The organism is Vibrio sp. HM8-C (genome assembly GCF_058630515.1).
In genome coordinates, this window is the sequence record NZ_JBMMKS010000015.1 from 86,896 (window position 1) to 107,248 (window position 20,353).

Consider the following 20,353-nt stretch of genomic DNA (forward strand, 5'->3'; position numbering starts at 1 on the left):
TTTACTCCTTCACCCAAACTTCTTGTTTACGTTCAACCTGAAATTGCCCACTGCCGCACACCGCCGTACTTTCAACCTTGTAATAGCTTGAGGAATCTAACGTGCCGAGTGAGTAACATTGTGTGCTCACAGAACATCCTGCGAATTGCGTAACGAGGTCATTTGCAGCTCTTTGCACGTCCCCCCAATTGCTTAGGCAGACATTAGCTACCACGCTGGTAGTTGTGTTAAGTGGATACAACTGAGTAAGCGCTAACTCATTGACAGAATGCGCCGCAAACCAAGCGCGAGTTCCGAGCAAATCCTTTGATAAAGCATCGCGATTTGACCATTCCATACGAGCAAGCGCATTGGCAAGAAAGCCCATAACCACGATAACGAAGATGGCAACGATGTAGAGATTACCCGCTTGCTTTTTAACACTAGGGAATACGCTTTTTCTAAGGGACATTGAGCACCTGCACATCCATATCAAAGTGGCTGGATTCACCATTTTGAGCAAAGGTTAAAGCCAGATGCACAACACCACCCCTCTGAAGAGTTGGCTCCGCATAACTCAGCTCCCCCGCATTAACACTATCCGCTACTTGTACGCCATTACGAGTAACACTTTGTGCAGAGAAATCTAAGCAATAAGTCACCATACCATCATAAACATACTGACGCTGAGCAACAGATTGACTGGGTAATGGAGATGACAATGTAAAACTGGTACTGCTGCCGCTTAATGCAATATTGGTACTCTGCCCAACTGAAAAATCCGTCTGCCGTGAAGGGTTAATGATCATCCTCAAACCATCGTAACTCGTCGGTGTCGGCGTATTACCAACAATAAATTTTATGGTTTTATCATCACTGCCTGACAAAGCGTAAAAACCCGAGTAAACAATAGGATAAAACGACAAGCATTGTAGATTTGACGAACTACTGATAGCAAAGCTGTTCGGAACTGCATGACGAATTTCACGGGTCATTTTTTCTAAAACGAACTTGGCCTGTGTTTGTAGCCTTTGCCTCGCAACCGTATCTGAATACCCTTTACTACCAAGCTCAACAAAGCCCGCAATACCTAGAATAAGTATCGAGCCGACCACCATGGTCAAGACCATTTCAACCAGAGTGAAACCACGAACTTTCATTAGTAGTTTCCTCGAAAGCCAGTGAAATCAAACTCACCGTAACGCCCAGTATCAATACTGATCTGGATTTTCTTCATCGTGGCAGTTTCATAGCCAACACCAATCGTCACCGTAAAGTGCGCATATTTACTGGCTATCTCAGTACCTAAAATATTGCTAAGAGGATACCCTGTATCACTACAATCACTCGCGCTGTCTGTCCACCAGCAACCTATGTAGTCATCAACATCATTAAACTGAGAAGGGTTACTTTCGCCGCCATCTCGTCCCAAAGTTGTCGTGCATGGGTTAGCTGAATTATTTTTATCAGGTTCACCACAACGATACTGCCCACCATCAAAGTCACTATTGTTATCAAAACCTCTGGCCAGTATCTGGCTCATCAAGCTTTGCCCAAGATTAGCGGCTCGAGTTTGGTAGTGAGGGGTTGCCGATTTTTCGACTTGCGGATAAAGGAAGCTAACCAGTGTCACCATGGCAAAGCCGAGGATAACCATCGCCATTATGCTCTCTACCAGAGTAAAGCCTTTGATTCGTCCCATCAGCAACTTCCTTTCGCCACATACCCTTCGGAGTTCAAACATACCGATGTTGAACTGCCAGAAGACGTAATATTGATCGAGACACCACTTGCGGCACTACCTAAAGGATTACCCAACAGACTAAATTCAATGACGGATATTGATGGAGAACTGGTAAACGTCAGCTCATCGTTACGCAAAAGATCACTTCTTCTGTCATCATTTGAAGAACTGCAAGCCTGAACGGAACCGATGCAGTGGCTTGTTATCTGTAACGCATAATCACTGTTAGCAGATGTAGTGGTTAAGTTGGACTGCATTCGGTCAATTTGAATTTGACGAATAATAGAGATGACTTGCTCTTGTGCAGCAAACGCAGAAACACTGGAAACACCAGAAAAACGGCTAGCAGCATAAACAGAGAGAATTGACACGAGCAGTATCACTACAATCAATTCAACTAATGTAAAACCTCGCATTCGTTGCTGGTTTCTCTGCATTGGCTTGCTCACCATGTTAGCCAGTAAGTATTTAAAAATTATAGATGAAATGGCGCAGCCCCGAAGGTTACTGCGCCAAAAAAATCGTATAATTCAACTCAAAACTGAACAATTAACAGCCAGTTGATACAACCGTTGTAGTTGCTGAGTCAGCTACAGCCGTTGAAGTTGCCTCGTTATATTGGATATAACAATTGGTCGCTATTATAGCTGCACCATTATCCGTTGAATTATCACCTACAGTGATAGTAGTACCGGAAGGAAATGTAGCTACTAAAGTTGTGTCAGATGAGGCAGCCCACCCCCAATCTGTACTTAGACCTTTAACCGACGAAACCATACCAGTAGCGTCAGCAGAAGGGTATCCGAAATCCGTTGTAACTAATGTTGTTGTACCATCAGTATCTAATAAAGATTGACCAGCCAGACCTTCAAGACCTTGAATTGCTGCTTTACCGTAAACAATACCAGCTGCACCATCCATTGCACCTTTTAAACCCTGAAGCGCAGAAACACGAGCATCACCTTGTAGGTTTAAGAAACGAGGAGCAGCGGTTACTGCAAGGATACCCAGAATTACGATTACCACTACCAATTCGATAAGGGTAAAACCACCTTGTCTTTTCATGAAATGTCTCTCTTACTAAATAGACTAAAGATTAATTTAAAGTGACCGCTACACGGCCGGTTTTAATGTTGTAAACAAACTGATATGCACTGCTCTTTTCTTGCTGTATGTAAGTACAACTTGCACTCTCATTATCAGCCATAGCTGAATATTGCAGAGTAGAGTCACTACTAGCTTCACTCGCAGTCCCGACCTTTGGAGAGCTATGAAGCAAATTTTCCATCAAGTCCACACACGTTTGATCCGTAATCGAATCAGGAAAACTGTTTTCTTTTAAGGCAATTGGATAGCCATCGCTAAAACCCGTGCTATTGCCTGAACTTGTTTTGGAACGGGTTAACCAAAACTCAACTCCGTCATAATCAACGACGTTATATTTTTCCCCGCCGGATGTAACTGTGGGCCTTGTCTGAGCTTCCCATTGAGTACGAGCTCCCATCACGCCAGATGAGAAACCGCTCGCTATGCCTTGAATACTTGCCTCTTTCGCATCATCAATGGTGCCAAATAATCTTGGCAAAGCCGTAGCTGCAAGCAAACCAACAATGACAATAACAATAACCAATTCAAGCAAGGTAAAACCCGAAGGCTTCTTTTTCATTCTAGTACCACTATCCCATGTATACTGGCAATTATACAATCTCACATACGGAATAACACATGAGCAATGTCAACAAACCGTTAAAGCCAATGTTTTGACAATAACTTTATCCAACGTGACTAGCCTTTCATTGCATCCATCATGTTCCACATAGGCAAGAAAATGCCCAATGCAAGAATGAGAACCATACCCGCTACGATGACTAAAAGAATCGGTTCGATCCTTGCCGTTAATGTCTTTAAGTCATAATCCACTTCTCGGTCATAAAAGTCCGAGACTTCCAACAACAATTCGTCAATTCGGCCGGTCTCTTCACCAACCGAAATCATTTGAATAACTAATGGCGTGAAAATATTGGCATTAATCGCTGTTGAAGAAACACTACTACCCGCTTCAATAGCCGCTTTCATCTCTAATAATCGGGCTTCGAGGAATTTATTATCCAAAGCCTCAGCTGACAACGCCAAAGACTGATTTAACGGAACGCCTGAATGCAACATCAGAGAAAACGTACGTGAGAAGCGAGATAACTGTGCTCGATTAACGATTCCGCCAACAATTGGCATTCGTAATCGAAATTTATCCCAACTTTCTCTTCCCTTTGACGTTCCCAACCAAGATCGAAAACCAAAAAATGCTGCAGCCATAGCAGCCAACATCAATAACCAGTAGTTCACAAAGAAATCCGACATACCAATCAGAATTCTTGTTGGTAACGGCAAATCAACACCAAAGCGGTTAAACATAGTGGCGAACTGCGGAATGACCTTAACGTTCAAAATGAACATCGCAATAACGATAAAACCAATAACAAATGTAGGATAACGCATCGCTGTTTTTATTCGTTTTCGCGTTTCTACTTCTTGTTCGTAATAGTTTGCCAGTTGAAGTAATGCTTGATCCAACCGACCCGTGTTCTCACCTACGTGTACCATAGAAACAAACAGAGAACTGAATACCCTAGTATGAAGTTGCATCGCTGCCGATAAACTACGGCCGTTAGTCACTTCACTACAAATTTGTTCCAGCGCTTCTTTTAGCTGTTTGTTTTCACAATTCTGAGCTAGACCTCTCATCGAACGCAGTAGAGGAACGCCAGCTTTGACCAAGCTGTATAACTGGCGACAAAAAATAACCAGTACTTCCAATGGTACAACGGGAGCAAACAGCTCTTTCCAATCAATAGTGGCAACACTGACACCTGATTTCCCCTGGCTTATCGAGGTTGGAATAATTCCTTTATTAATCAGTGTCTCAGCAGCAATATCTTCATTCGGTGCTTCTAAGCTACCTTTGGTTGCACTGCCATCTAAATTTCGCCCTTGGTACTGATAGGTCGGCATACTATCCCTTACAGATAAATGGGTTCAGCAGCAGCGACTGCATCACCTTCACCAAGCGCCATCACTTCATCAAAACTGACGATACCTTTTATCGCCAGCTCCATAGCAGAAGCGAGTAATGGTTTGTAATTTTCAGACGCGCGCGCAGCAGCTGCAAAACCAATTGCATCGTCGGCACGCAGGGCATCCATCATATGATGTTCCAGCTCAAGCATTTCGAATACACCGATACGACCTCGATAGCCCGTAAGGTTACAGTTTTGACACCCACGGCCACGAACAAACGGAGTGTTCACCTGATTGGGGAAGCGAACCGTCAGCCACTGTTTTTTAGCTTCATCTAACTCGTCATGCGTTTTGCAATCAGGACAAACTTTACGTACTAATCGCTGTGCAATAACGGCACGCACAGCACTCGCAACCAAATAGCCGGGAGCGCCCATGTCAATCAAGCGCAAAGCTGTCTCTACTGCATCGTTTGTGTGCAATGTACTCAGAACTAAGTGACCAGTTAGTGCAGCTCTTAAACCGATTTCAACCGTCTCTTGGTCACGCATCTCACCAATCAGAATGATGTCTGGGTCTTGACGCAAGAAGGTTCTTAGCAGAGTCGAGAAATCCAGTCCAATGCGCGAGTTTACTTGCACCTGCTGAATACGTGACAAGCGATATTCAACAGGATCTTCCGCAGTAATAATCTTTTTGCCGACTTCATTGAGCTCAGTCAGAGCGCCATATAGCGTCGTTGTTTTACCAGAGCCTGTTGGGCCAGTAACAAGAATCATACCATGTGGGCGCTTAAGCTGACGTCGGAAGCGCTGCAACAAGATGTCAGGAATGCCTGATTTATCCAGCTCGCGAATACCTGACGACTGATTCAAAAGTCGCATTACGACTGACTCACCATATTGCACAGGCATCGTCGACATACGAATATCCACCGACTGACCTTTGGCGCGAATATTAAAGCGACCATCTTGCGGCAAACGCTTTTCCGAGATATCAAGGTTAGCCATTAGCTTCAGACGTGAAACTAGCGCAGAAGCGATACCGACTTCATTAAGTACGGTTTCATGCAGAACACCATCTACACGTTGACGAATACGTAATAAATTAGAGTCCGGCTCGATGTGAATATCCGACGCGCCGACCTGAATGGCGTCTTCAAACAGAGAGTTGATCAGTTTTACAACCGTCACTTCCTCACTGTCATCGTTGGCTATATCGAAATCGAAAGCTTCAGTCACTTGGTGCTCAGCTTGCAGTTGTTCTGCAAACGAGGCGATTTCTTTAGTGCGGCGATAGTAGCGATCAAAGCCATCCACCAGCTGTTTCTCTGGTGCAATTACGAATTCAAAACTGTATTGAGGCAACTGGTTGAGTAATGATTCTTGTGCAAACAAGTCCGCAGGATCACTCATGGCGACACGTAAAGTATCGCCACTGCGCCCTATCACTAGCGCACGCAGACGGCGAGCATGTACCTCTGATAGAAGCTGTACCGCATCGATATCTACCGTTGCTCGGCTTAGATCGATAAGAGGAATTGCCAATTGCTGAGACAAAAAGCTCAGCATTTGCTGCTCAGATAAGAAGCCTAACTCAATTAAGGTATCACCCAGTTTACGTCCAGTATTTTTCTGAGCTGACAATGCCTGCCCAATCTGGTCGTCAGTAACAATGCCTTCTTCGACGAGTAAGTCACCCAGTCGTTTTCTTAACTTAATTTGCATTGTTGTTCTCCTCTAGGTGATTCAGCACATCTAGACGATTTCGAATGAAGGCTTGTGACTGAATCGATACCCCAACTTTTGTTAACGCATTTTGGTAAGACGCCTTGGCCTCTTCTAACAAAAATGAACGTTCTTGTTGAATTGCTAAGCCCAACCACCAACGGCCATTATTGGCATCTTGCTCTGTGAGCTTCTGGTAGCTTTCCAATGCGATTTCATTCTGTTTCACTTTTTGAGCAAGTGCTGCACGTAGTGACAAATATTCAACGCTCACTGAAGCAGGTAAGTACGCAAGTGGTGTTAATGCGGCTTCAGATTGCTGCTCTTTCATCAGTAACTTAGACAACGCAATTCTTAGCGTTTCACCTTCTGGATTTAGCTCGATTCCTCGCTGCATCAGATCGAATGCTTTGCGCACTTCACCTTTGCCGTAATACAAAGCAGCCAGTTTTTGACGAACAGATTCATTGTCCGGTGTATAGCGAAGCGCTTCGCTGTATGCGCTCACCGCATTCTGGAAATCATTCGCATCCATCGCTTTTATGGCACGTGAAATCGCTTTTTCTGCCAGTTTTTCAGCACTCATTTCAACTTGTTCAATGGTTACGATATTGTCAGATGTTGCTTTATTGCTCTGGGCAGAAACAGGTACTTCAGGCGCTGTCTCTGGTTTAGCTGGTGTTGAAGACACATTGCTCGCCAATAGCAACGGCTTTTGAATCTTTACCTGATTTACAGACGCAGTATTGGTTGCTGTTGCGTCTGGAGTAACTTCTGTTGATTCTACTGGTTGTGAAGCCAATGCGATTTCTGTTACATCTTCAGATTCTAATAGTGGCTTTTCAATGGATGCAGAGTGATAAACCACCACCTCCGCTTGATTCACTTTTTGTGTCGGTGACGAAAGTCTAGGCGCAGGTTCAACCAACGCTTTGACTTCTATAGGTTGAGTAAGTACTTGCGTAGTTTGAATTTGCGGAGCTTGCTGAGATACCGCCCAACCACCTACAGCTAAACTCAAACCAAACCCAGCCATCATCCACACCCAAACCGGACGAGTTTTAATTGGTTCAACATGTGCCTTTTCAATTGGATCAATTGATGATTGCTGCTTATCGGCAAGTTGAGATAAAGCTTTGTTCATAACACTCATCAATGGCTCCATCCCCAGATAACTGGAGTTTTGTGTTTCGGTTTACAGGTATCGTAGGTATCGTGAATCGCGGCATATATGTGTTGATTCTTCACTTGTTGCGTCTTTTCATAGAACGCTAGCAACAAGGCTTTATGGCACACCTGATTAATAAGACGAGGTGTACCCTGACACGCTTTCCAAATGGCTTTCTTCTGATTCAAGCTAAACAGCTTTCCTTCATAACCCGATTTGGACAGGCGATTGTCAATATAAGCCACGGTTTCAGCCATATCTAACGGCCTTAGCTTCGCGTTAAAGGTAATACGCTGGCGAAACTGTCGCAGATGAAACTGCTCAAGTCTTTCATCCAGTTCAGGCTGACCTATCAATACCAACTGTAATAACTTTGTCTGTTCTGTTTCCAAATTGCCGAATAATCGCAACACTTCCAAAGCTTCATCAGACAGAGCTTGCGCTTCATCCAATAAGGCAACGACTCGCTTACCATTACGATGATGTTCTATAAGCCGTGCTTGAATCTCTTCAACTAACCCAACTTTAGAACGTGCATCGATATTGAGTTCTGTCGCTATGGCTGTGCGTAAATCATCACCGCTTAAAGCGGGGTTCGGTAAGTAAATAAGCTGAACATAATCTTTTAAGTGGGTCAGCAACATCCGACACACCATAGTTTTACCGGTTCCAACTTCACCCGTTACTTTAATCACGCCTTCGCCCATTTGCAGAGCAGCACTTACGGTTTGAATCGCTTCATAGTGAGGATTTAGCCCCAGAAACAAACTCGTATCAGGCGTTAAGTTAAAAGGCTGTTGAGTAAAACCAAAGTGGTCCAAATACATAGTGATTACTCAGAATCAGGGAACCACTCTTGCAACAAATCTCGTGAACGCTCTAATTCTTTTTGCCAAGTGTTTACGCCAACTACTGTTGGTTTTAGCAAAATGACTAACTCTGTTTTTTGTGTCACTTGAGATGTGTTGCGGAACGCATGACCTAATACAGGAATATCCCCCAAGAAAGGCACTTTTGACGTCTGGTTCAGAGTATTGGTTTTCATCAAGCCACCAATCACAACCACATCGCCATCTTTAGCACGGATAACTGAGTCTGATTCACGAATCGAACTTCTCGCCAAAGGCAGAGAGATCACCTTGTCGTTGTATGTGATGGTCTTGTTTTGTTGCTCAACTTCAATAACCGCAGGGTGTACGTGCAATAACACGTGGCCTTTGTCATCGATTTGAGGAGTCACATCCAGAGATATACCCGAGAAAAACGGCGTTAGCTCTACGTCAGGTGATGCTTCTGAATTATCGCCACTGCCTACCACACTTGATAAATCAGTAACGTAGTACTCATCCGTACCCACTTTGATAACTGCTTTTTGGTTATTTGCAGCGGTAACGCGAGGACTTGAAAGTACGTTTAAGTCACCTTGCGTTGCCATGAAACTGAGAACGGATTCAAAACTGCCACTCGACATTACAATGTTTGTTTGCCCACCAAGTAATGTGCCGATAGTGCCTATTCCTGGTAACGCCGCAACTGTGCTGCCCAAACTACCTAAACCAGAATTCACGACAGTACCCGCCGACGATGTATCTCCAACACCAATGCTGTAATTCACTCCGTTTGAAGTGAACATTTTGTTCCAGTTGATCCCCTGCTGATAACCATCGCTCAACGTTACTTCTAAGATCTTAGCTTCCATGATGACCTGACGATGCATACGCTCTTGGGAGATACCTAAGAAACGGCGAACTTCACGGATTTCATCTGGATAGGCACGCAAGGTAATCACGCTTGCTTGCGGAGTGACAACAACACTTTGTCCACGACCAGAGCCCACTAATTGCGTCACCGCAGTTTGAAGCTGTGGCCAAAAATCACTCTCACTGATGGTTTCAATCTCTGTACCACCTCGGTCAGTACTCGATTTAACATCACTATTACCACTACTTCCGTCACTAGAATTACTATAACTGCTTGAACGATTCGTTGATGACGAACTGTCACTTGAACTAGTATCCGTATTGGTAATCGTGCCAGTGGTGATCGTAGTCAGTGAGCGACCACTGCGTTTGAACTGTAGGTAATCAACCGGAATAGTCACCGTACGTAGGCCCGCAGGGTAAACCTGTATTACCTTGCCTACTTTTTCAATTTGGTAACCGTAGAGATCTCGGACAACGTCTAGCACTTCATCCAAAGTAACTTCGGAAAGGTTTACAGTCACTTGACCATCCACCATTGGATGAATAGCTACACTGTATTCCGTACCTTTCACTAAGCTGGCAAAAAACGCTTTAGCTTGAACACCATTAGCCTGAATTCGAAAACGCTTTAGATTGTGCTCTGTGGTTGCAATAGCTCCGTCTATTTCAGGCATAAGGTCTGCCTCTACCGATGGAGGTAGATTATCCAGATTGCGGCTATTCGCTTCATTGATAGCTTGATTCAGCGATTGTTTGGCTTCAACAGGTTCACGATGCCCCATCGAGCAACCCACTAAACTCACCACTACTGCGCCGATGATCATATTACGCATACGAATTCTTAACCTTATTTCTTAATGTCCAGAGAGAACAACTTGAGTGTCCAACTTTTATTGCCTTGCTTAAGTTCGACTTGAGACGATGTGACATTCGAAACTTTGTAACCAGACACACTGTCGCCTTTATCAACCACCTTATCATTTAAAATGGCATAGCATTGGTTATTATCTTTACAAACAATACTTTGTAGCTCAGGAACAGGCACAGTTTTTTTTGTTTTTTTCACTTGTTCTGTTTTTGCCCAACCCAGAGGAGCCGTTGGATCTTGTTCTTGGTTCGCTGATACAGATACCGAAATAGCCGCAAGCGCCGACATCCACCATGCATGACTACCCATTGAGATTCGTTTTGCCTTCGATACTCTATCCACCGATAAACTCCTCACGAGTTCCAAGCGTATAAACTTCTACTACCAATTTCGCATTAGGGTAGGTTTCAACTTGATACTGAAAACTACGCCAATAATATTTCACAGGCAGGCTTTCTAACGCGTGCAAATAATCTCTGATAGCGAAGTAAGTGCCATTCAGCTCCATCCGAACCGGATGTAGGAAATATTGCGCATTGCTATCTGTCTCATTTATTGGACTTGCAGGCAACGACGTTAAACTCACTAATTTCAATTTAGCACTATGGTCTAGCACACTCTGCAGCAAGTTAGCCATCTGTGATGGTGAAACCAAGTTACTCATGACTTCAGCCAGCTGCATCGACAGTTCCTGACTCTGCTCTTGAAGTTGCTCTAGCTCTTTGTTGATGTCGGCATTGGGATCTTTTGCCAACTCTCGTTGCAAAATGACGATTTCACTTTGCATTCGTTGATTGGAAGATTGTTGAGACATCAATTTCTGCTGAGCATCTTTTCTCTGCTGAAGCAGAGGATCAATCAATAAAGTCTGTATCATCATGACGATGACAATTAAACCGCATATGGCAATCAACCACTTCTCACGAGGCGCTCTGTCTGCGAACCGTTGACTCCATTTTTGCCAGCGTTCGTTCATTTATCCTCACCTCGTTTTGATTTCAGTTCAAATGTCACAACATCTTGCTCATCACGCCCGATTGTCAACTGCTCGAAACTACGGCCAGTTAAACTCACTTCGTCTTTAAACTGTGCTATCCACGTAGGGATGGTATTAGCATCTCTCGCTATCCCTTTCACATCTAGAGTCGTTTCGCTGATGCCAATTTCACTTAAGCTGATATCTCGACGAGAAAGCTTGGCTAATCCATCCATCACACCGGAATAGCCCAATTGTTGGCTTGCATCGTATTGACCTATTGCCGCTAACGATGCCTGTTGTGATGCAATTTCTTTTTTTAATCTGGCCGAAGCCGCAACTTTTTCTGCCGATGGTAAATGCTTCGCCTGTTTTTGCTTTAGCTCACCCAGTTGCCCAGTCAGTTGAGCGTTCTGTTGATTTGCTATTTTAAGCTGCTGTTGTATTTGAATATTTTGAAACTGAAACCATGCAAATAAACACAACATGATGAGAGCAACCGCTCCCCAAACCACACCGATAGAAGACAGCGTCATTAACTCTTTTTTAGGCTTAAGGTGCTCTTGATAGAAGTTAATCGCATCTTCAGGAACAAGAGGCGCTCTCTCTGCTAATACTTTTCCAGAGACAATATGTTCCGCACCTTCCACCAGCGGAGTAACTTTAACGCTTAAACGCTCCCCTAAGGCTTGTACTAATTCGGTATGTTCTTCTTCGTCACAACACACTTTTAACTGATGAAGAGAGGTGCCTTTAAACTGAGAAGATAAATAGTCAATTGAACGTTGCAGCTCAAGAGCAAGACCATCCAATTGCAGTGCCGTGCTGGCTACGCCAGTGATAGGCGCAACCACGCCACGAAGAGTGCGTTGAAAAATACAACGTTCTTTGACAAAAGCATCCAGCTTAAAATGACTGCCTTTACTCCGTTGTACTAACAGGTAATTTTTTAAATCGCCTTTGCTGCGTCCCCAAACCTCTTGCTCGGGAACAATACTCTCAAGATGGCAACCAACACTCTCAAGTAAACTACTTGCTTCTAAAACAACCTTCTTGTTAATCACATAGGCTTGAGCTTTATTGCTACCTTCGAGCGGGTAAGCATCGGCAATTACCTCAGAAGATTTTTCAGTAATAAGGTCTTTTAGTAAAAATGGTAGTGCGCTTGGCCACTCCTCTTGAGGAATGGATGGCTTATCAATTTGGTAGCTTTGGAATAATTGAGCATGCAGAACAACGTGGACATTGAACCCTTTGGTTCCAGTAGTGAGAAGTGCATTAACTAAAGCTTGCGGCCACTGTTGCCCCTTGAGCGGGTAGTGTTCAGGCAAAGTGAGTGACTCTGATGACGAGAAATAAATCGCATCAGGTTGAATCACTGCATACACTGCCAGCTGCTTAGATTTTTTTCTTGAGAACCGCTTTAATAATGCATCAATCTTCATTTATCACTACTTTGTTCGCCATCGGTTTCGTTTACCGGGCTTAATTTGACTTTCCGTCACAGGTAATTTGTTTGGATTTAATGGCTGCTCATTTTCAAATAACCTTCCCTGAACACCATCTACACCTAGATTCTGTAACACCTGCAACTCGGACTGTGTTTCAACTCCCACTGCAATGACCTTGGTTTGTGTTCCTTTACAAACCCCTAAAAGGCTTCGCACAATCAACTGATTTTCATGTCTTTGATCGATTTGCTTTATTAAGCTTCGATGTAATTTAAGATAGTTGATTTTTAAGTCTTTGATATAGTGGGTTGCAACAATTGTTCGCCCCGCTTGACCAACAACTAACTCACATCCTAGCGCTGATATTGTTCTTAAGACTGGGCGCATATAGTCCAGATGCTGCACTAAATGCCCTTCAGAAAATTCAAACGATAACTGACCACGCTGGCTGAACGTTAGTTGCATTAACTCATTGCGAAACCAACGAAAATACTGTTTATCAGAAAATGGAAGTACATAAAGGTTTACGGATAAAGGTGATTCATTCACCGAAGACTTTATCAATTGCAAAGTTCTTCTCATCACTGCTTTATCTAAGACAGCTTCATACCCCACTGTCTCTATCGCAGAACTAAATCGAGATGCTTTAAGCACCCCTTTATCAGGATCGTTAATTCGAGCGAACAATTCGTTATGCAATAATTCTAAGTCATTAGAACTACTCGACAAATAGCAAGCCTGTCGGAATAGGATGATATTGTCATCAATAAGAGCCTTATCGAACAAAGTACGCCAACGTACACTTCCTCTGTCATCTGATATTGCTGCCTTCTCAAACTGGTTCCAAGCATTCACTCTTTGCAGTTGAGCACCTTTCAAAGCGGTTTCAGTTTCATCGATAATACGACCTCTACGTTCACCCTCCTTGTACATACTAACGCCAATGTGGAACCAGTTGTCTTGATCCAGTGGATTTGGCGGAGTTAGACGCTCAATAAATTTCAAACATTGGGAAGCCACGTGAGATACATCTTTTGCTGTTTGATGAGGCATAAACAAGGCGAAAACTGAATCATAGTAGCGAGACAAAATAACATCCGGGTAACGGCTAATCACATTAGAAATACACTCTCCAACTTCGACTACAAAGTCATCGATAACCCGTTTTTCATTCTCTTCTTTAGCCAAATCAAGATCATCAATACGCAGCATTAACACGCCGCCTTGCGCGCCGCTTTCCTGAAGAGCGGATTCAAGTTTGCTATCAAAAAGAACTCGGTTTGCAGTGCCTGTTAGTTGGTCAAGGAATGTCTGAGTGCGGATAAACGTATCAAAGCGGCTCCGCTCTTGACGGGCGTCTTGCAATTCTTCAATCAAGACATCTAAAGCTTCGCTTGCGGTATATGGCCACTCTTTATCGTCCCCTTTTGCATACTGTTCAACACGGCCAGCTAAGATCATACGACCTCGCTCTTCGAGCAACTCGGAGCCTAAAAGCTGAGAACGCAACCACTTTACGCTTTGTACCAGACAGAAAACGATAAATAACACAGCAAGTGTTATCGACCACATCGCTCCAATGGAATAACTAAAGCCAACATAAGGGGGAACAACTTTAAAATGAACGGAATACCCCTGAATGCGCTGTAACGGGAAATCCGCTTGATACAAACGCGCAGGGTCTACTTTGGAAGAAGTATCTTTGAATCGATAAATGATTCCTGCCTGAGAAGATAGCTCCATCTCAACGATGTTACTTGCTTGCAGCATCTTCGGCATCCAACGCTGCATTGAATACGCTGCATCAGGATCTTCCATCTCTTTATCTACTACTTCAACAATACCTTGCATGTAGTGATTGAGATATTCCTGTCCTAAACGCTGGAAAGATAAGGTTCCGCCAATAAACAAAATAAACATCGCACTGGTCACAATCAATGTGACAAAAACCACTAAGCGAGTACTGAGTTTTAGCGTTGGCGTGTAGCGCATAAAAATTGAATTCCCTTTCAATTTACCGATGACTGGCAGTCGTCATCGAAGGAGGCTGCTCGCAAAAATTTACGTAAACAGTTGGCTAAGTATATAAAAAAAGCCACAAAATTTGCGGCTTTTTTAAAATCATGACAATTAAAACGGGATGTCGTCGTCAAAATCCATTGGTGGTTCGTTGTATTGAGGCTGCGAAGCTTGTTGAGCTGCTGGCTGATAAGCAGGTTGGCTCTGTCTCGCTGGCTGCTGCGGTTGTCCCCAACCACCGCCTTGTTGTTGTGGCTGACCTTGGTTCATGCCACCGCCTTGTTGTTGGCGACCACCCAACATTTGCATAATGCCGTTGTAACCTTGAACAACCACTTCAGTAGAGTAACGTTCTTGGCCGCTTTGATCTTGCCACTTACGAGTTTGCAATTGACCTTCGATGTAAACTTGAGAACCTTTGCGTAGGTATTCACCCGCTACTTCAGCAAGTTTTCCATACAGAGCAACTCGGTGCCACTCAGTTTTTTCACGCTGTTCGCCCGTTGCTTTATCACGCCATGTTTCTGACGTTGCAATCGTGATGTTCGCAACAGCACCGCCACTCGGCATATAGCGAACTTCAGGATCTCCACCCAAGTTGCCAACCAAAATTACTTTATTCACGCCACGGCTTGCCATGTTTCGCTCCGTCTATAAATCGTATAAATTTTGAAAAATTTTCAAACAGTCAGGTAGGATAACACGCTTTTTCCTGTGCTTAAATGACCGCTGAAATTGTTATCAAAAACTCATGCCACTTTCATTTGTAAGCATCTAATTTTCGGGAGAAATCTTTCATTTGCAACATGATAGAAATCTCATTTACCTAATCAATTGAAATCCCACGCAAACTCATTATCTCAATTCGCTCTACCGTATAATTTTAGGCATTGTTGAGGCATTTCACCGCATCCTGTTAAGGAATAATCCATGCCAAAACATAACTATGCTAGAACCATATATTTTCTCTGCATGGACGATACGAGCGTCCCTCAGCAACTGGGAAAAGCTTTAGAGCTCCTTGCCTTACCAATTCCGCAAATTCTTCCCGAGCAACTTTTACAAAACTACCACACTGATAAACATAAAATTTTGCTGATTAATTATCAGGAGCATCTATTAATTAGGCAAAATTTGAAAGCGCTGAAAATTACCAGCCCTCACTTTGAAACCATTTTGTTCAATGTAGATAAGAGATTGCACACAGAAGAGCTGCTCACTTTTGGCAATTTAAAAGGATTGTTTTACCTTAGCGATAGTCCAGAAAGCATTTGTGAGGGGTTAGGAGAAATTATTAACGGGCAAAACTGGCTCCCTCGCCATGCATCTAGCCAACTTCTTCATTACTACCGATATCATTTCCAAGCGCATCATGCTCAAGCATCGGTTGACTTAACTGCGCGAGAAATTCAGATTCTACGCTGTCTACAGACTGGAGCCTCTAATATGCAGATGGCAGAAAGCCTCTTTATTAGCGAGTTCACAGTGAAATCTCATCTATATCAGATATTTAAAAAGCTATCCGTAAAAAACCGAGTCCAAGCTATCAGTTGGGCAAATCAGAACCTGCTCTCATAAATGAGCCAATCAGCACATTTTCATTCTCGCGACACAGAATGTGCTGAATCTCACGAAAATATCATGCTAAAGTCTGAAACAAATCTATGTTTAAACATGACATAACCGTTTAAAGACAATAAACAATTAGTTTAGCAGGGCGCAAAAATGATTAAGAAATGCCTCTTTCCGGCAGCTGGCTACGGTACTCGTTTTCTACCAGCGACCAAATCAATGCCAAAAGAAATGATGCCAATCGTTAACAAACCTCTTATTGAGTATGGCGTTGAAGAAGCAATTCAAGCGGGTATGAACGGGATGTGCATAGTGACAGGTCGAGGAAAGCACTCGATCATGGATCACTTTGATATGAACTACGAGCTAGAACATCAAATCCAAGGGACGAACAAAGAAGATCTATTGGTCGATATCCGAGACATTATTGAAACGGCTAACTTTACCTTTATTCGCCAACGAGAAATGAAAGGCTTAGGACATGCAATTCTGACTGGCCGTGAGCTTGTTGGTGATGAGCCATTTGCTGTTGTTCTGGCGGATGACCTTTGCGTTAACGAAGATAAAGGCGTATTGGCACAGATGGTTGCACTGTATAACCAGTTCCGCTGTTCAATCGTTGCCGTACAAGAAGTGCCTGCTGATGAAACGCATAAGTATGGTGTTATTTCTGGTGAAATGATTAAAGATGATCTTTTCCGTGTTGATGACATGGTTGAAAAACCAGAACCAGGCACTGCGCCAAGTAACCTAGCGATTATTGGTCGCTACATTCTTACTCCAGATATCTTTGAACTTATCGAGCAAACTGAACCAGGTAAAGGTGGTGAAATCCAAATCACCGACGCGCTTTTAAAACAGGCAAAATCTGGTTGTGTGCTGGCTTACAAATTTAAAGGTAAGCGTTTTGACTGCGGTAGCGTAGAGGGTTACATCGAAGCAACTAACTACTGCTACGAAAATCTTTATAAGAAAAACGAGCAACAAGTTTCTTTAGCAAAACACTCTACACGTAAGAGCTAATAGACTTATTGATTGTTTTTGAGAGCCGCTATCACGCGGCTCTTTTTATTGTTAACTGTTTTTATATCCAGTATTTCTTGCACATTTCTCACTCTATGTAATACTTGCTCGACTTAGCCTTTCACAAGCAAGACAGAGCAAATCAAATGGACAAAATCGAAGTACGTGGTGCTCGTACCCATAACCTGAAAAACATCAATCTCACGATTCCTCGTGACAAACTGATTGTCATTACCGGCCTCTCTGGTTCAGGGAAATCGTCTTTAGCCTTTGATACCTTATACGCAGAAGGTCAGAGACGTTATGTTGAATCTCTCTCTGCTTACGCTCGCCAGTTCTTGTCTTTGATGGAAAAGCCAGATGTAGACCATATTGAAGGCTTATCACCAGCAATCTCAATTGAGCAGAAGTCGACATCTCACAACCCTCGCTCAACGGTAGGTACCATTACCGAAATCTACGATTACCTCCGTTTGCTGTTTGCTCGTGTCGGCGAACCACGCTGCCCTGAGCACAAAACACCACTTGCAGCTCAAACCATCAGCCAAATGGTAGATAAAGTTCTCGAACTTCCAGAAGGTTCGAAGCTGATGTTGCTGGCGCCAATCGTGAAAGAGCGTAAGGGTGAACACGTTAAGACATTAGAAAACTTAGCAGCTCAAGGCTTTATTCGTGCGCGGATCGACGGCGACATTTGTGATTTGTCCGATCCACCAACGCTAGAACTGCATAAGAAACACACCATTGAAGTAGTCGTTGACCGTTTCAAAGTACGCTCTGATTTACAGCAACGTTTGGCTGAATCGTTTGAAACAGCACTGGAACTGTCCGGCGGCAACGTTGTAGTAGCTCCAATGGATGAAGAAGGTGAAGAACAGATTTTCTCTGCTAACTTTGCCTGCCCGCATTGTGGTTATAGTATGCGTGAACTTGAACCACGTTTGTTCTCATTTAACAATCCAGCAGGTGCTTGTCAGACGTGTGATGGTCTTGGTGTTCAGCAATATTTTGACCCTAGCCGCGTTATTCAAGATGAAAAACTCAGCTTGGCTGAAGGTGCTATTCGCGGATGGGATCAAAAGAACTACTACTATTTCCAAATGCTCAGCTCTTTAGCAGCTCATTACGATTTTGACCTTCATACCCCATTCAATAAGTTAGGTAAGAAGCTGCAAGAGATTATCCTGCACGGTTCAGGTCGTACCGAAATTGAATTTAATTACATCAATGATCGTGGTGACATTCGCGTAAAACGCCACCCGTTTGAAGGTATCTTAAATAACTTAGAGCGCCGCTACCGCGATACTGAATCCAATTCTGTTCGTGAAGAGTTAGTGAAATACATTTCCAACAAGCCCTGTGCGCACTGTGAAGGCACTCGCCTACGCTTAGAAGCTCGCAACGTCTTCGTGAATAACACCGCGCTACCACAAGTGGTGGAACTTAGCATTGCTGAGGCACTTGAGTTCTTCCAGTCTTTGAAACTTGAAGGTCAGCGGGCACAAATTGCCGAAAAAATCATGAAAGAGGTCAACGACCGTCTGCAATTTTTGGTCAATGTGGGTCTGAATTATTTGAATTTATCACGAAGTGCAGAGACTCTTTCGGGTGGTGAAGCACAGCGAATTCGTTTAGCAAGCCAAATCGGCGCTGGACTGGTCGGTGTAATGTATGTATTGGACGAACCGTCAATTGGTCTCCACCAGCGAGATAACGAAAGACTGCTGAAAACTCTAGAGCACCTTCGAGATTTGGGTAATACCGTATTAGTGGTTGAGCATGATGAAGATGCGATTCGTCTGGCTGACCATGTGATTGATATTGGTCCAGGCGCAGGCGTACATGGTGGTAGTGTTGTAGCTGAAGGTAACGTCACCGATATCATCAACAATCCGAACTCGCTTACAGGACAATATCTAAGCGGTGTGAAAGAGATTGCGGTACCAAAACAGAGAACACCAATAGACGCCAACAAAACAGTAGAGCTGATTGGTGCAACAGGTAACAACCTGAAAAATGTCGACTTATCAATTCCTGTCGGTCTGTTTACCTGTGTAACTGGCGTTTCGGGCTCAGGCAAGTCAACGTTGATCAATGATACATTCTTCAACATCGCCCACATTGCTTTAAATGGCGCAACAACTTCAACTCCTGCTCCATACAAATCGATTAAAGGTCTCGAGCATTTCGATAAAGTTATCGATATCGACCAGAGTCCTATTGGTAGAACGCCACGCTCAAACCCAGCAACCTACACTGGTATTTTTACACCGATTCGAGAGCTGTTTTCTGGAACTCAGGAATCTCGCTCTCGTGGCTACAAGCCGGGACGCTTCAGTTTTAACGTTCGCGGTGGTCGCTGTGAAGCTTGTCAGGGCGATGGCGTAATCAAAGTAGAAATGCACTTCTTACCTGATGTGTACGTTCCTTGTGATGTATGTAAAGGAAAACGCTATAACCGCGAAACCTTAGAAGTTCGTTACAAAGGCAAAACGATTGATGAAGTTCTTGATATGACTATCGAAGATGCTCATACGTTTTTTGAACCAGTACCTGTCATCGCACGCAAACTACAAACCTTAATGGACGTAGGTTTGTCTTATATACGCCTAGGTCAATCAGCAACAACCTTATCTGGTGGTGAAGCTCAACGGGTCAAACTGTCTAGAGAGCTTTCAAAACGAGATACAGGCAAGACACTTTATATTTTGGATGAACCAACTACAGGTCTGCACTTCCACGATATTCAGCAACTACTAAATGTTCTACATCGCCTAAGAGATCACGGCAACACAGTTGTAGTTATTGAACACAACCTTGATGTGATTAAGACTGCTGACTGGATCGTTGACTTAGGGCCAGAAGGTGGCCAAGGCGGTGGTGACATCATTGCCGAAGGTACGCCTGAAGATGTCGCGAAGAGTAAAGTTTCCCATACAGCTCGTTTCTTAAAACCTATGCTGAAATAGAAAAACTATGCTGTAGTAAAAAAGCCATGTTGTAGTAGAAAAACTACGTTGAGATAGAAAAGATATATCGAATCGGAAAAAAACGGTAGATTAGGGCTCTTGCCCCTAATTTACCTGCTTAGCGTAGCAGTTTATTCGT

Annotated in this window: 19 protein-coding genes; 3 read left to right on the top strand and 16 right to left on the bottom strand. The window is 43.6% G+C overall.

Annotated features, from left to right (window positions below; translation table 11 throughout):
* Window position 1: 1 nt before the first annotated feature.
* The 16 genes from ACOSVQ_RS16455 to ACOSVQ_RS16530 all read right to left on the bottom strand — a co-directional run bounded on the left by ACOSVQ_RS16455 (window position 2) and on the right by ACOSVQ_RS16530 (window position 15,289).
* The gene (locus ACOSVQ_RS16455) at window positions 2–451 is read right to left on the bottom strand and encodes an MSHA biogenesis protein MshP (protein ID WP_491983569.1); all 450 of its coding nucleotides are present in this window, start codon (window positions 449–451) and stop codon (window positions 2–4) included.
* Window positions 441–1,139: a PilW family protein gene (locus ACOSVQ_RS16460; protein ID WP_491983570.1), complete on the bottom strand. Its 699-nt coding sequence runs from the start codon at window positions 1,137–1,139 to the stop codon at window positions 441–443. Before ACOSVQ_RS16460 ends, ACOSVQ_RS16455 begins: the two co-directional genes overlap by 11 nt.
* Window positions 1,139–1,681 carry a type IV pilus modification PilV family protein gene (locus tag ACOSVQ_RS16465; RefSeq protein WP_491983571.1) on the bottom strand — a complete coding sequence of 181 codons (543 nt, stop codon included), beginning with the start codon at window positions 1,679–1,681 and terminating at the stop codon, window positions 1,139–1,141. Before ACOSVQ_RS16465 ends, ACOSVQ_RS16460 begins: the two co-directional genes overlap by 1 nt.
* Window positions 1,681–2,160, bottom strand: a complete 480-nt coding sequence (locus ACOSVQ_RS16470) for a pilus assembly FimT family protein (protein WP_491983572.1) — start codon at window positions 2,158–2,160, stop codon at window positions 1,681–1,683. Before ACOSVQ_RS16470 ends, ACOSVQ_RS16465 begins: the two co-directional genes overlap by 1 nt.
* Before the next feature lie 112 nt (window positions 2,161–2,272).
* Window positions 2,273–2,788 carry a prepilin-type N-terminal cleavage/methylation domain-containing protein gene (locus ACOSVQ_RS16475; RefSeq protein ID WP_491983573.1) on the bottom strand — a complete coding sequence of 172 codons (516 nt, stop codon included), beginning with the start codon at window positions 2,786–2,788 and terminating at the stop codon, window positions 2,273–2,275.
* A 31-nt stretch (window positions 2,789–2,819) separates the two neighbouring features.
* On the bottom strand, window positions 2,820–3,389 hold the full coding sequence (locus tag ACOSVQ_RS16480) for a type II secretion system protein (protein WP_491983574.1): 570 nt from the start codon (window positions 3,387–3,389) through the stop codon (window positions 2,820–2,822).
* Between the two features lie 119 nt (window positions 3,390–3,508).
* Window positions 3,509–4,732: a type II secretion system F family protein gene (locus ACOSVQ_RS16485; protein ID WP_491983575.1), complete on the bottom strand. Its 1,224-nt coding sequence runs from the start codon at window positions 4,730–4,732 to the stop codon at window positions 3,509–3,511.
* A gap of 8 nt (window positions 4,733–4,740) precedes the next feature.
* Complete coding sequence (mshE, locus tag ACOSVQ_RS16490; protein WP_491983576.1) at window positions 4,741–6,465, bottom strand: MSHA fimbrial ATPase MshE; 1,725 nt, start codon at window positions 6,463–6,465, stop codon at window positions 4,741–4,743.
* Entirely contained in the window at window positions 6,455–7,618 is a 1,164-nt protein-coding gene (locus ACOSVQ_RS16495; protein WP_491983577.1) for a tetratricopeptide repeat protein, read from the bottom strand. Before ACOSVQ_RS16495 ends, mshE begins: the two co-directional genes overlap by 11 nt.
* Window positions 7,618–8,460, bottom strand: a complete 843-nt coding sequence (locus ACOSVQ_RS16500) for an ExeA family protein (protein WP_491983578.1) — start codon at window positions 8,458–8,460, stop codon at window positions 7,618–7,620. Before ACOSVQ_RS16500 ends, ACOSVQ_RS16495 begins: the two co-directional genes overlap by 1 nt.
* A gap of 5 nt (window positions 8,461–8,465) precedes the next feature.
* Window positions 8,466–10,169 (bottom strand): pilus (MSHA type) biogenesis protein MshL, encoded by a 1,704-nt coding sequence (mshL, locus tag ACOSVQ_RS16505; RefSeq protein ID WP_491983579.1) that lies wholly within the window; start codon window positions 10,167–10,169, stop codon window positions 8,466–8,468.
* Window positions 10,170–10,183: 14 nt separating this feature from the next.
* Window positions 10,184–10,546, bottom strand: coding sequence for an MSHA biogenesis protein MshK (locus ACOSVQ_RS16510; protein WP_491983580.1), 363 nt, complete (start codon window positions 10,544–10,546; stop codon window positions 10,184–10,186).
* A complete protein-coding gene (locus tag ACOSVQ_RS16515) occupies window positions 10,539–11,180 on the bottom strand; it encodes an MSHA biogenesis protein MshJ (RefSeq protein WP_491983581.1) in 642 nt (213 codons plus the stop codon). Before ACOSVQ_RS16515 ends, ACOSVQ_RS16510 begins: the two co-directional genes overlap by 8 nt.
* On the bottom strand, window positions 11,177–12,625 hold the full coding sequence (locus tag ACOSVQ_RS16520) for an MSHA biogenesis protein MshI (RefSeq protein ID WP_491983582.1): 1,449 nt from the start codon (window positions 12,623–12,625) through the stop codon (window positions 11,177–11,179). Before ACOSVQ_RS16520 ends, ACOSVQ_RS16515 begins: the two co-directional genes overlap by 4 nt.
* Before the next feature lie 6 nt (window positions 12,626–12,631).
* Entirely contained in the window at window positions 12,632–14,623 is a 1,992-nt protein-coding gene (gene csrD / locus ACOSVQ_RS16525) for an RNase E specificity factor CsrD (protein ID WP_491983583.1), read from the bottom strand.
* Between the two features lie 138 nt (window positions 14,624–14,761).
* A complete protein-coding gene (locus tag ACOSVQ_RS16530) occupies window positions 14,762–15,289 on the bottom strand; it encodes a single-stranded DNA-binding protein (RefSeq protein WP_491983584.1) in 528 nt (175 codons plus the stop codon).
* A 291-nt stretch (window positions 15,290–15,580) separates the two neighbouring features.
* On the opposite strand from ACOSVQ_RS16530, the gene ACOSVQ_RS16535 reads away from it, so the two are divergent.
* The 3 genes from ACOSVQ_RS16535 to uvrA all read left to right on the top strand — a co-directional run bounded on the left by ACOSVQ_RS16535 (window position 15,581) and on the right by uvrA (window position 20,214).
* Window positions 15,581–16,228: a LuxR C-terminal-related transcriptional regulator gene (locus tag ACOSVQ_RS16535; protein ID WP_491983585.1), complete on the top strand. Its 648-nt coding sequence runs from the start codon at window positions 15,581–15,583 to the stop codon at window positions 16,226–16,228.
* A 147-nt stretch (window positions 16,229–16,375) separates the two neighbouring features.
* Entirely contained in the window at window positions 16,376–17,245 is an 870-nt protein-coding gene (galU, locus tag ACOSVQ_RS16540) for a UTP--glucose-1-phosphate uridylyltransferase GalU (protein ID WP_491983586.1), read from the top strand.
* 146 nt (window positions 17,246–17,391) lie between these two features.
* Entirely contained in the window at window positions 17,392–20,214 is a 2,823-nt protein-coding gene (gene uvrA / locus ACOSVQ_RS16545) for an excinuclease ABC subunit UvrA (protein ID WP_491983587.1), read from the top strand.
* Window positions 20,215–20,353: the final 139 nt, after the last annotated feature.